Below are 13,208 nucleotides of genomic sequence, written 5' to 3' on the forward strand. Positions count from 1 at the left end.
AAACTTCAACTTCGTCTAATTTTAAATCTCAAAATTTGGATTTATTTCATCAATAATAATACTTACCTGTGAAATTATTATCATTTACAAGCATTACGCTCTGAGTCATATCATTTATTGTTCAGCTGGCAATTTGCGCTTTAATCCCTTCTGCCTTACGCATTGCCCGTGCCCTGGCATATTCATCGGCCATGGCTTTGGCTTTAGCGCCCGGTATCAATGCCATATCGCACTCTTTCGGCAACAGCGTGGTGACCAGCGCGGCAATCAACAGGGAGGCAACCAGCGCATAAATCGCCATGCTCTGACCGTAGAAATTAACCAGCACCCCGACCAGATACGGGCCACAGAAGCCACCCAAATTTCCCAAACCGTTGATCACGCCACGGGCGCTGCCGGCGACTTCCGGCGTGGTGACTTTACTCGGAATGGTCCAGAAGGCGCTGGTCGCCGCTTGCAGGAAGAAACCGGCACCGACCAGAAAACCGTAGGACGCCATAATATTATGGCTGACGCTCACGGACGCAGCCAGACAGGCGGCGAACCCGCACAGCGGCAATACAATGAACAGGCGGCGCTTACCGGTTTTGTCTGACAGCACGGACATCGCGAGTATGCCCATCATCGTCCCGACGTAAGGGATGATGGCCAGCATACCGACTGAACTCATGTCGCCGCCGGTGAGATTTTTCAGGATAGTTGGCAACCACAGGGTGTAGCCGTAAATCCCGGTCTGATAGAAGAAGTTTATGATGATCAGTTTTCTGATTGAGCTGTTGCGGAACACCTCTTTCAGCGGGGCATTTTGTACGGGTGCCAGCGCTTTCAGTGCCTCACGCTCGCGATTCAATTCGGTCACTAGGTAGGTGCGTTCACGCTCTGATAACCATTTGGCTTCTTCCGGGCGGTCGCTGATGGTGAACCACCAGAACACCATGACCACCACGGACAGCAGGCCTTCGATGATGAACAGCCAGCGCCAGTCGAGGACATCCAAAATCACGCCGGAAAGCGGGGCGGTGATCATTCCTCCCAGTGGGGCAAACATCAGTACGTAGGCATTGGCACGGCCACGTTCTTTGTCCGGGAACCAGTTACTGACCATGGTCAGCACGATCGGCAGCATTCCGCCTTCGGCAACCCCCAGCGCAAAGCGCAGGAATAACAGCTGATATTGGTTAGTCACCAGGCCGGTGAGAACCGAAATAATCGCCCATGCCACCAATGACCAGGCGATGAATTTACGCCCACTGCCGTGTACCGCCAGACTGCCGCCAGGCACCTGCAAAAACAGATAGCCGATAAAGAAGATACCGGCTGCCAACCCGGCCATTGATGAGGTAATACCCAATTCAGCGTCCATGCCACCCGGCATGGCGAAACTGATATTAACCCGGTCCATAAACGAGATAATACAGGCAATTAATATCGGCGTAATAACGCGTAACCAGCGGGCTTTGGGGATTCTGTTATCCATCGTTAACACCTCGGCTATCCCCTTCATACTTCAAGTTGCAGGTGCGTTGGCCGCGCTCAGTCACCCGAATCACTTACCTGAGTAAGCTCATCGGGATTCCCTCATTTGCCGCCTTCCTGCAACTCGAATTATTTTGGGTATATACAGGGAACCTTTGCCAGTAAAATAATTACTGATAAAGCATCTATATTATCTTGATTAAAATAAGTGGATTAAAGGACTGAAAATTTTGAGGATGACTTTTCATCGAGGCGTTTATGTAAATTCGCCAATACTTTTTCACTCATGGCCTGGCGTGTTTCATGCGTAGCGCTGCCCACGTGCGGCTGTAAAACCACATTATCCATGCTGATTAATTCATGAGGAACGCGGGGCTCATCGGCAAAAACATCCAGCCCTGCGCCGCCGATATTTTTATTCTGTAATGCCGTAATTAAATCCTGCTGATTGATCACGCTGCCACGAGATATATTGATGACCAGGCTGTTGTCAGGCATTGCGTCAAATATGGATTTATTAATCACGCCCGCAGATTGCGGCCCGCCGGAAACGGCGATCACCAGCACATCGACCTGTGCGGCAAGATGTTTAATGTCCGGGAAGAAACGGTAAGGCAGTTCGGGTTTTTCGTTATTGCTGGCGTAGCTGATGGACATATCAAAGCCGCTGGCGCGACGGGCAATCGCCTGACCAATCTGGCCCATGCCAAATATTCCCAGACGTTTACCGCTGATTTTACTCGACAGCGGAAAACCGCCTTCCAGCCATTTGCCTTCGCGAACAAACTTATCGGCCTGACAAACATTACGCGATGTTGCCAGCAGTAATGCCATCGCCATATCGGCGACGTCATCGGTTAATACGCCGCTGGTTATTTCAACCTGAATATTATTTTTAGCCGTGTAGGCGAGATCAATGGCATCGGTGCCGACGCCAAAAACAGAAATAACCTTTAAATCGGGTAAGCATTCCAGAATACTATTATCAACACCGACATCGCCGCGCGTCACTAAGCCGAGAATGCCTTTTCCGTGGGCGGCTAAAAATGCCTGTTTATCCTGCTGGTCAAAATATTTATCCACGGAAAACTGTTGTTCCAGTTTTTCGGTCAGGCTATCCATGACCGGAGCCAGAATTAATACGCGTGATTTTTGTTGTTGGGTCATTGTCGTTACCTGCCAAAGTTTGCTTCTCAGAATCGATGTTCTAATAAAAGCATTTTCAGGAAACTATTTCGTGACCGGCATCACGTTGGATCATGTTAAAAAAGAGTGTTACTGGTAACGTGATCGTTAACCACAATCTGCAGATGTCGGGTCATTGGTGTCGCCAGGGGCAATACAGATTATATCGTGCCGCCCATAGAGATCCGGTAGTGCAGATCGACCCGCTCGATCGTTGGCAGGTTTTTGATTTTTTTCAGGATAATCTCAGCGGCGACTTTGCCCATTTCAAAGCGAGGCGTGATAACGCTGGCCAATAATGGCGTGGTGGCCAGGCCAATGTCCAGACCGTGGAAACCGGAAATCGCCATCTCTTGCGGCACTTTGATGCCAGATTTCAGACACTCCTGTAACACCCCAACTGCAATATCATCATTAGTGCATAACACGGCATTAACCTGCGGGTAGAGCTGGCGGGCCAGCGCCAACATCCCGGCACCGATGGAAACGGATGAGACTTTATTCGGCGTAATATGCATAGGTTCAAGCTGGCGTTCCTGCATGGCCTGGCTGTATCCCTGATAGCGTTTCTTGTCGCGGGCATCCGACATCGATCCGAAATAGACCACGTGTTGCTTACCGCTGGCGAGCAGGGTGGCGGCCATATCATACCCGGCCTGAAAGTTGTCGAAACCGACGGCAATACGACCGTGAGTGTCATCAAGATCCATCACCTGCGCCACCGGGATCGCGGCGGCATTCAGATACTTGTCGGCTTTGAGCGTATGTACGGAGTCCGTGAGGATCAGACCTGCCAGCTGGTAGGTCAGCAGATTGATGATGTGTTCTTCTTCGCGCTCTTTGCTGTACTCGTAATTTACCACCAGCGTCTGAAAGCCTTGCTGCGACGTCACAGACTCAATGCCCGCCAACAAATCTGAGAAAATCTGGTTGTTAAAAGAGGGGACCAGAATACCAATACGCGGCGTTTTCTGTGGCCGCTCGGCGTCTTCCAACGGATACCCCACTTCTTCCATGACTTTGGCAATGCGCTCGCGGGTTTCCGGCGAGACCTTTTCGGGGGTACGCAGAAAACGGCTGACAGTCATTTTTGTCACGTCGGCGAGTAACGCGATATCTTGCAGTGTGACGCGCTGGTTTCTCATCCGAGGAGTCCTGTGTGAAGAAAAGTAGTCGGAAACAATAAGCCTGATTATGCAGCAAAAAAGGCAACAACATGTTAGCAAAATGATAGGGATCACGCTTGTGGTAACAGAGTTTGTTAACACGAAGCAGAGTGATCTGCATCACAGTTTGGCCGCCCATAAACCGCTTAAGTGTGAAGTAACTTTTTTATATGGACATCGATCATGACAAACCTTTTCTCCCTCGATAACAAAAAAATTCTGGTTACCGGCTCCACGCGCGGACTGGGTTTCCTGCTGGCAAAGGGCCTGGCGCAGCACGGCGCTGAAATTATTGTCAACGGAACCTCGGCAGACACCACCGCCCGCGCAGCGGAAACACTGCGCGCTGAAGGCTTTATTGTGCACCCGGTCTCGTTCGATGTGACCGACAGCCGGGCAGTGAATCAGGCCATCGACCATATCGAAAAGGAGATTGGTGCGATTGACGTGCTGGTCAACAATGCCGGTATTCAGCGCCGTCATAAGTTTACTGAATTCCCGGAAAAAGACTGGGATGACATTATTGCGGTCAACCAGAAATCCGTTTTTCTGGTTTCACAAGCGGTGGCCCGCTATATGGTCAAACGTGAGAAGGGTAAAATCATCAACATCGGTTCGATGCAAAGTGAACTGGGCCGCGACACCATCACGCCTTATGCCGCGTCTAAAGGGGCGGTAAAAATGCTCACCCGCGGCATGTGCGTTGAACTGGCGCGCTACAATATTCAGGTAAACGGCATCGCGCCGGGCTACTTCAAAACCGACATGACCCAGGCGCTGGTGGATAACAAAGAGTTCTCTGACTGGTTATGCAAACGCACGCCAGCCGCGCGCTGGGGCAACCCGGAAGAGCTGATTGGCGGCGCAGTGTATCTGTCATCCAAAGCGTCGGATTTCGTCAATGGTCATCTGCTGTTTATCGATGGCGGCATGCTGGCGGCAGTATAATACCCGTCATCCTTCAAGCTGTCTCTGCGTTGGCTGCCTTCATTTACCCCAGTGACTTACTTATGTAAGCTCCTGGGGCTTCACTCAGTTGCCGCCTTGATACAGCTCGGATGATTTAGGGTATTCCCTGGAACAGGAATAGATATGAAGAAAATTGCATTAATCACCGGCGGCGGTAGCGGCATTGGGTTGAGTGCGGCGCAGGCGCTGGCGGCAGGCGGCTTCACGGTGATTATCACCGGACGCAATCTGGCTAAACTTGAGCTGGCTGTGTCGCAGTTTCCTGCCGGGCAGGCGGTGGCGCATCAGTTGGATGTGACCAGTCCGCCGTCGGTAGAGGCTTTGTTTGCTGAGATTAAAACGACCTTCGGGCGGCTGGATCTGCTGTTTAACAACGCCGGAACCAACGTAAAAGATGTGCCCATTGAGCAACTGGCGGTGGAGGACTGGCTGGCGGTGATCAATACCAATCTGACCGGTGTGTTTCTGTGCACCCGCGCGGCGGTCGGTTTGATGAAACAGCAAATCCCGATGGGCGGGCGCATTATCAACAATGGCTCGATATCGGCCCAGTCGCCGCGTCCAAACTCGGCGCCTTATACCGCCAGCAAACACGCCATTACCGGCCTGACAAAATCGACGTCGCTGGATGGCCGCGCATTTAATATCGCCTGTGGGCAGATTGATATTGGCAATGCGGCCACCGACATGGGTAATAAGGCGCTGGCAGGCAGAATGCAGGCCAATGGTGAAATTGCCGAAGAGCCGGTGATCCCGGTGGAACGTATTGGTGAAGCCGTGGCCTATATGGCCGGTTTGCCGCTCGACGCCAATATATTGACCATGACGATTATGGCCACCGCTATGCCGTTGGTCGGGCGGGGATAATCTATTAATTAACGGAGAGTGTTTATATCAGATTATTTTCAGCTAATGAAATATTCATGTAATTAATGAAGTTCAGTTGCTTCATTAATTATTTGATTGCTTTTGTTTGAGGAGTGACACGTCTTCAATATAACTACTCTGATTTTTTATTATGTTAGTTTGAAAATCTAATAGAGAACACTCTGTTAGATGTCAAATAATATAATTTAATTGGAGAGTTAAAAGATGATTTTTAAATGCAAAGTATTACCTGCTGTTATTTTTGCGCTCAGCAGTTCACTGTACTCATGTTACAGCCTTGCAACTGAAATTGTAAATGTGCCGGACACCAAGTTCCGGACTTGCCTTAATGACTATTTACACCATCTCCCTGATGCACCGATCACTGATACTGAACTAGCAAGTTTAGAGGGCCAACTTAGCTGTGCTGAAATGGGGGTTGCGGATATCACTGGCGCTGAATATCTGGTTAATGTGACTTATTTGAATGTTGAATATAATCAGCTGACGTCGTTGGCACCCTTAGCTAACCTGACACAACTTACCCGTCTGGCTGCAGGTGGCAACCACATCACAACCGGCGCTCCGCTGAAAAGTCTGGTCAACATGACGGATCTTGATCTCAATAATAATAGTTTGAGTGACGGTGACTTTATTGCAGAGATGGAACCATTGGTGAGTCTTAATTTGAGTACTAATAATATTAGGAGTTGCCCGGGGATTGAGGGTTTAAAAAACTTGAAAAACATCTACCTCCAGGGTGCAAGAATGACTGACATCTCTAATTTTGGTGGATTAACACAGGTTGAGCAACTTAATTTGTCTGAAAATGGTCTCAGCGATATGTCAGTATTATCCCGTATGACCTCTCTGACATTCCTGGAGATTGATAAACAGGATATACAGATTAACCCTGTGGCTAACACCGGGACTCTGACTATTGATAATCCGGTAAAAAGCATTGATGGTTCTCTGGTTACCCCCACGACGATCAGTAACGACGGTATTTATGAAAATGGCCAAATTACCTGGTCTTCTATCCCTGCGGGTACTGACGATGTGACATTTGATTTTAGTCAGACAATAAGTGTTGACGGTCTGGAAGTACCCTTCAGCGGCTCAGTCACTCAATATCTGGAGTAACGTTACCTACTAAAGTAAAGCGCCCTGAATAGTCGGGCGCTTTTTTATGAGCCAGGTTAAATCTACAGCGTCGGATGCGCAGTCGTTTTTCTTTCCAGCAAGCAGCGGTAAATCAGCCCGCCTGCAATCCCGCCAAGAATAGGTACCCGCCAGAAGGCCAGCGGCTTTCCGTTATTTTGTCAGCTTACGCTTTCTTCCCAGCCAGAATATTAACAGCAGCAGAATCACCACACCCGCCACCATCGCCGGCACCATATAAGGTTGCAGTTTAGCCAGCAGCGTTACCGGGCCACCGGCACGCAGCACCGCAACGTCATGGGCATTGACCTGAATTGCCGCATTGCCGTAATTCTTCAGCACATAATTGGAGATATCGGCAATCTGCTGGTCATCAAGCTGACCGACGTAGGAACCTTCACCAAATTTCGGCATCAGTACATGCTCATTGCCGACCTGGCGGTCTACGCCGTAGAGAATGGCGGAGATCAGGTTAGACGCATTGCCCATGCCGGTCGCGGTGTTGTTATAGAGCGACGGGTAGGCCTGATTTTTGCTGCCCGAGCCATCCGGCTGGTGGCAACTGGCGCAGTAGCCGCTGAACAAGGCCGCACCGCTGGTCAGCGTGTTATTGGCGTTGGCCGGGTGCGCGCCGCGTAAACCCTCTTCGACATTCACCGGCTTGCCGAAGGTATCGGCGGCCTGCTTGTCTGCCGGGTCACGTACCGGCGTACTGTTTTTCAGGTAGAAAGCGATAGCATTCAGATCCTCATCCGGCATGTATTGCAGGCTGTTTTGCACCGCTTCTGCCATGCCACCGGCGGCCTGATTTTTACCGGCAGTACGGCCGGTTTTCAGATATTCCACCAGTTGCGCCTGCGACCAGTTGCCGATACCGCTCACCGGGTCCGAACTGATATTTGGCGCATACCACGGGCCGACCATCCCGCCCGCCAGCGGTTTGTCTGTCACCGACCCCATCATCAGGTTACGCGGCGTATGGCAGGTGTCACAGTGACCGGCGCCGTTGACCAGATAGGCCCCACGGTTCCATTCGGCACTTTTACTGGCATCCGGTTTAAACGGTGTGCTGTCGAGATACATCATGTTCCAGCCCGCCATCGCAATACGCATATTGAACGGGAACGGCAGGGCGGTCTCTTCGGTCGGTGTTTCCACCGGTTGCACGCCCTGCTGGAAATAGACGTACATCGCTTTGATGTCTTCGTCACTCATATGGCTGTACGAGGTGTATGGCATCGCCGGATAGAGATTTTTTCCGTCCGGGCGAACACCCTGGCGAACTGCGCGCGCGAACTGCGCTTCGGTGTAATTACCGATACCGAAAGCTTTTGACGGCGTGATGTTGGTGGTGAAGATCGTGCCCATCGGCGAGTGAATCGCGTAACCGCCCGCAAACGGCTTACCGCCTTCCGGGTTGGTATGACAGGCCTGACAGTCAGCGGCGGTGGCAACCAATTTGCCCTGACGTGCCAGTTCAGCCTGATCGTCGGCGGCCAGCGCGGCGCTACTCAGCAGCAAACCCAGCAACGCGGCGGTAAGGCCTTTAAACATCAAATTTCTCATGCGTCACCTGCCAGTTGCTTCGCCATATCGTCTGCGGCTTTCAGGCCCAGCGCGGCCATGGTCAGCGTACTGTTCACCACGCTGGAAGAGGGGATCGCACCGCCGCCTGGCAACCACAAATTAGCGTGGTCATGGGTGCGGCAGTTGCCGTTCACCACGGAATCCTTCGGATCGCTGCCCATAATGGTGCCGCCCATAATATGGTTGTTGGCGTTGAGGCTGGTGGTGATGTTGAATTCGTCCGCCATAAACAGCTGGCCGATGTGCTCCAGTTGTTTGTGCGCCGCTTCAGCACCCTTTCGCACATAATCCCCTACGTCGTAATGAATGTCAGGGCAGGGCAGACCATGTGGATCTTTACGGGTGGCGCTCAGCGTCAGACGATTTTCCGGATCCGGCAGCGGTTCGAGGCTGATGGACAAGTCCACACCATAAATGGTGCGGCGGCGGATCTCTTCATCCAGTTCTTTACCCACCAGGCCCATCTGCAGGGCTTTCGAGGTGGCCGGAATCACACGGTTGATGTTGTTGAGGATCATTTTGTTGGCGGAATACTCTTTGCGGAATTCGCCATCGCGTGGGCCGACCAGACAGCTGCTCTGCGCCGGACCACGGCCAATCCACAACGGTTCCTGCGCGATAAAGGTACAGTGAAAACCGGAGTGATCCATCATGTTACGGCCAACGTGATCGGACGAGTTGGCAATGCCGTTCGGGTTTTTATCGTTAGCGGCCATCAGCAGCAGACGCGGGGTTTCGATACCGTTACAGGCCAGCGCAAACACTTTGCCGGTGGCTTTGTGTGACTGCTTTTTGTTGTCCAGCCAGTGAACGGCGGTGACGTTGTTATCCGCGTCGGTGTCGATTTTGTACACCACGGCTTCGGCCAGCACCACGGCACCTTTATTCTCGGCGCGTTCGACGTGGGCAATACCGTTATACATGGCACCAATCGGGCAAATTGGCTGGCAGTTGTTATTACCGCAGCAGGTCGGGCGACCGTTCCACGGACGGGTACTGCGGCCCTGCGGAATAGGCACCGAGCGGTAGCCGTGCGGGTTTACCACTTCGGCGAAACGGGTATCGCCATAACCATAAGGCACCTGTTCCATCGGATAAGGCTTGCTGCGTTCAACCGGGGATTGCAGCGCGGGGTCATTTGGACCGGCAACGCCAATCTCTTCTTCTGCACGGCAATAATAAGGTTCGAGTTCGTCGTAGGAGATAGGCCAGTCGCGGCCCACGCCGTACAACGTCTTCATTTTGAAATCGTTAGGAACATGGCGCCAGCAGGAGGCCGCCCAGTGCCAGGTCGTACCACCGACGGTACGCAGATAGCCTTGTTTGAAGCTGCTGGCACTCGGACCGGTCAAATGTACGTAATTATTTTCGGGGAAGTAGAGCGGCGCGGGGGCGTTTTCAGACTGCGGGTATAAACCCTGATAATCCGAGCCCGCACGGTTTTCAAACGGCATATTGCGCCAGTTTTCCACCGCCTGCGCACGTTCGATGCGCAGACCGGCTTCCAGCACCAGGACTGAAAATCCCTGGCTGACCAGTTGATCGGCGATCATGCCGCCCACCACGCCGGAACCGACAACAATCACATCAGCGGACGCATCACCGTTCGCCATAAATTCTGGTTTTTTCATCAGGCTTTGCTCACATCAGTCTTGGGTGTCGCCGGGCCAAAACGGTCGGCATTCATCGATTCAGGCATCGCGGCCGCAGGAGGGGCGGCGGTAAACCATAAGGGGCCGTTGCCACAGTAGGTCGGCACAATCAAGCCGTCGCTCACCGGGCGATACATCAGGGCATCTTTATAAGAGACCAGAATGGAATCGATACCATGGCCAACTGTGCCGGTATACCACGCCGTGACGATACTGGTCAGTAACTCGCCTAAACCTTTTTGCTTCGCCAGTGTCTGTAATTGACTGGCCGACTGGTCATTGTTAACCAGCGCATGGAGTTTGCTGACCTGTACCGCGAAGTCGGACTGACTGCGAAAGAAAGCATTGAAAATTTGTGCTGATGCGCCTTCACTGAGGTTCTTATGTTCAGTCACGGCTTGAGAAACCAGGTAGAACTGGCCGAAAATAACCGGTGAAGTGGTCGCGGTCTCTTTTTCAGCCTGTGACAGGAACGGGAAGCCGAGCAGAGTGGTGGCGACCATCGCTGACGTGAGGCCCTTAAGCATGTCACGGCGACTGAAACCGGTCCCATTGCTGGGTGTGATGCTATGAATAAGGGAAGGATTATTGTCCATCTCATCTCTCGCTGGTGTTGGGGTGTAAGCCAAAGCGGCCCGGGTAAAAGGGTAAACCATGAAAACGGTGCGGATGATAAGCCTAAATGTAAGAAACTAAGCAAACAAATCGTGCGAATTATTTAACATCCCGTCACAATTATACCCTTGGTTCTGCAACAAATAAAGATAACCCACGGGGTTGTTTTATGCCGATATGATCTTAAACCAATGGGGTGGAGGATGGGGTAATGGTTTTTTAATTACATGAAAACTAATGCGTTATTCTATTATTTGGTTTTCGTGTCGTGCATTGTTTGTTTTTTATTTGTAAATAAAAAAGACTTTAAAAGTAGCGTTAATGGATTAAATTGGTTGAGATATAAGACAAAAAAGGTTACAAATAGCCCAAAATGAGATCTGGCTCGCAGAATGATGATGAGTTGGACATAAAATCAGCGATTGACTCTGTGCTTCCTGTGACTAAGTTGCAAATATGTTAAGTATTTTTGACATCGCACAGGCATATTCAGTGTTAATCGTCTATAACTGGGTGTATATGTAGTTTTTGTGTGAATGATTTGTTGTCATAAATCATCATCTGGGGATTCGCGTGAATAATATCCAACTTTCGGTAGTACATCGTTTGCCGCAAAGTTACCGATGGTTATCGGGTTTTGCCGGTATCAAAGTTGAACCGATTCCGCTGCCAGGCGGCGAAGAGGGCAGCAACCTGATTGGGCTCAAATTATTGAGTCATGAAGGAGATGTTGCCTGGCAGGTGATGCACCGCCTTACCGAGTGCCTGCAAGAAATTCAGGTTGAAAGCGCGGTGGTTGAATGTGACGGCCAGCCTTGCCTGTTTGTAAAACGTGACGACGAAAGCGCCACCCTGTGTCGCCTGAAAAATACCGGTGCGGCTATTGCTGAAACCGTTTCAGCGCTCTACCCCTTCTGACGCTTCGCTTTCCCCTTCAGGTTGTTAATGCCGAGAGTGACAGTAACTCCTGCGTATAGGCATGCGCGGGTGCGCTGAAAATTGCCTCACATTCGCCTTGTTCCACCACTTTCCCATCGCGTAACACAATTAACTGATGACACAACGTGCGTACTACCTGTAAGTCGTGGCTGATAAACAGATAGGACAAACCGAGGCGTTGCTGCAATTCGCTGAGTATCGCTAAAATCTGTGCCTGTACGGATTTATCCAGCGACGAGGTGGGTTCATCCAGGATCAGTAGTTCGGGTTGCAGGATCAGTGCGCGGGCAATGGCAATGCGCTGGCGCTGGCCACCGGAAAACTCGCCCGGATAGCGGTGGCGCGTGTCGGGATCCAGACCCACTTCCTGCATCACCTCAATCACCCGCTGTTCGCGCTGTGCCTCACTGAGTTTCTGATGCACCAGCAATCCTTCGGCGATGATCTGCATGACGTCGAAACGCGGATTAAGCGCCGAGAAGGGATCCTGAAATACCACTTGAATTCGGCGGCGAAAAGGCAGCATCTGGCGGCGGTTAAAGCGGTGCAGTGGCTGGCCGTCGAACAGGATTTCGCCCTGAGAATTCAACAAACGTAACAGCGCCAGACCGGTGGTACTTTTTCCTGAACCCGATTCGCCGACCACCCCGAGACTTTCTCCCCGACGCAGGCTGAAACTGAGCTGGCTGACGGCCTGCTTTACGCTGACCGTACGGCGTAGCAGACCCCGTTTTTGAGTGAAACCCACGCTCAGGTTTTTGACTTCCAGTAGCACCGGCTGTTGCGGTGTCAGAGGCCGCGGTCGGCCCTGAGGTTCAGCCTGCAATAATTGCTGCGTGTAGGCGTGCTGAGGCTGGCTGAACAGCATGGCACGCGGTTGCTGCTCCACGACGCGACCCTGTTGCATCACCGCCACATTGTCGGCCAACTGACGCACGATTTTCAGATTATGGGTGATGAACAGCATCGCCATGCCCATCTCTTGTTTTAGTTCGTCGAGCAGACGGAGGATTTGCGCCTGAACCGACACATCCAGCGCGGTGGTGGGCTCATCGGCAATCAGCAGTTTGGGCTGCGTCATCACCGCCATGGCAATCATGACACGCTGACGTTCGCCACCGGAAAGCTGATGTGGGAAATCACCCAGTCGGGATTTTGCATTGCGGATCCCCACCCGGTCGAGACAGCTGATGATTTCACCTCGTGCAGCCTCGCGGCGCATTCCCCGATGCAGTGACAGCACTTCCGCCAGTTGCTTTTCAATGGTGTGCAGCGGGTTAAGTGACACCATGGGTTCCTGAAAGATCATCGAAATCTGGTTGCCACGAATGCCACGCAGCGTATTTTCGCCAGCGTTGAGCAGTGACTGCCCGGCAAACAGGATCTCACCCTGCGGATAACTGACCGCAGGCAATAAGCGCAACACCGACAGCGCAGTCACGCTCTTACCCGAACCAGATTCGCCCACCAGGGCCAAGGTTTCACCCGCGTCAATGTTTAGCGAAACGTCGCTGACCACCTGATGAAACCCATTGCCCTGATGAAAGGCCACGCTCAAATTCTGAATACTCAACAGCGGAGAATGTGCCAT

11 protein-coding genes are annotated in these 13,208 nt (G+C 51.8%); 4 read left to right on the forward strand and 7 right to left on the reverse strand.

Going from position 1 to position 13,208, the window contains the following annotated elements:
• Positions 1-121: 121 nt before the first annotated feature.
• The 3 genes from EAH77_RS07695 to EAH77_RS07705 all read right to left on the reverse strand — a co-directional run bounded on the left by EAH77_RS07695 (position 122) and on the right by EAH77_RS07705 (position 3,806).
• On the reverse strand, positions 122-1,477 hold the full coding sequence (locus tag EAH77_RS07695; protein WP_140471342.1) for an MFS transporter: 1,356 nt from the start codon (positions 1,475-1,477) through the stop codon (positions 122-124).
• Between the two features lie 212 nt (positions 1,478-1,689).
• Positions 1,690-2,643 carry a 2-hydroxyacid dehydrogenase gene (locus EAH77_RS07700; protein ID WP_140471344.1) on the reverse strand — a complete coding sequence of 318 codons (954 nt, stop codon included), beginning with the start codon at positions 2,641-2,643 and terminating at the stop codon, positions 1,690-1,692.
• Positions 2,644-2,822: 179 nt separating this feature from the next.
• Positions 2,823-3,806: a LacI family DNA-binding transcriptional regulator gene (locus EAH77_RS07705; RefSeq protein ID WP_140471346.1), complete on the reverse strand. Its 984-nt coding sequence runs from the start codon at positions 3,804-3,806 to the stop codon at positions 2,823-2,825.
• Positions 3,807-4,010: 204 nt separating this feature from the next.
• Between EAH77_RS07705 and idnO the strand changes: the two genes are divergently transcribed.
• From idnO to EAH77_RS07720, 3 genes are all read left to right on the forward strand, one after another.
• Positions 4,011-4,775 (forward strand): gluconate 5-dehydrogenase, encoded by a 765-nt coding sequence (idnO, locus tag EAH77_RS07710; RefSeq protein ID WP_140471348.1) that lies wholly within the window; start codon positions 4,011-4,013, stop codon positions 4,773-4,775.
• Between the two features lie 144 nt (positions 4,776-4,919).
• On the forward strand, positions 4,920-5,663 hold the full coding sequence (locus EAH77_RS07715) for an SDR family oxidoreductase (RefSeq protein ID WP_140471350.1): 744 nt from the start codon (positions 4,920-4,922) through the stop codon (positions 5,661-5,663).
• Between the two features lie 225 nt (positions 5,664-5,888).
• Positions 5,889-6,806, forward strand: coding sequence for an Ig-like domain-containing protein (locus EAH77_RS07720; protein WP_140471352.1), 918 nt, complete (start codon positions 5,889-5,891; stop codon positions 6,804-6,806).
• A 171-nt stretch (positions 6,807-6,977) separates the two neighbouring features.
• On the opposite strand, the gene EAH77_RS07725 is transcribed toward EAH77_RS07720, so the two are convergent.
• Genes EAH77_RS07725 through EAH77_RS07735 form a run of 3 tightly spaced genes read right to left on the reverse strand, consistent with a single transcriptional unit; the run spans position 6,978 to position 10,659 of the window.
• Entirely contained in the window at positions 6,978-8,378 is a 1,401-nt protein-coding gene (locus EAH77_RS07725) for a cytochrome c (protein ID WP_140471483.1), read from the reverse strand.
• A gap of 8 nt (positions 8,379-8,386) precedes the next feature.
• Entirely contained in the window at positions 8,387-10,042 is a 1,656-nt protein-coding gene (locus tag EAH77_RS07730; protein ID WP_140471354.1) for a GMC family oxidoreductase, read from the reverse strand.
• Positions 10,042-10,659, reverse strand: a complete 618-nt coding sequence (locus tag EAH77_RS07735; protein ID WP_140471356.1) for a sorbitol dehydrogenase family protein — start codon at positions 10,657-10,659, stop codon at positions 10,042-10,044. The genes EAH77_RS07730 and EAH77_RS07735 overlap by 1 nt, the downstream gene beginning before the upstream one ends.
• Positions 10,660-11,251: 592 nt before the next feature.
• Between EAH77_RS07735 and EAH77_RS07740 the strand changes: the two genes are divergently transcribed.
• Positions 11,252-11,596 carry a YejG family protein gene (locus EAH77_RS07740; RefSeq protein WP_140471358.1) on the forward strand — a complete coding sequence of 115 codons (345 nt, stop codon included), beginning with the start codon at positions 11,252-11,254 and terminating at the stop codon, positions 11,594-11,596.
• Between the two features lie 16 nt (positions 11,597-11,612).
• Here the strand turns inward: EAH77_RS07740 and yejF are convergent, their stop codons facing one another.
• Positions 11,613-13,208 (reverse strand): microcin C ABC transporter ATP-binding protein YejF, encoded by a 1,596-nt coding sequence (gene yejF / locus EAH77_RS07745; RefSeq protein WP_140471360.1) that lies wholly within the window; start codon positions 13,206-13,208, stop codon positions 11,613-11,615.

Source organism: Ewingella americana, assembly GCF_006438725.1.
In the GTDB taxonomy this organism is placed as follows: Bacteria; Pseudomonadota; Gammaproteobacteria; order Enterobacterales; family Enterobacteriaceae; genus Ewingella; species Ewingella americana_A.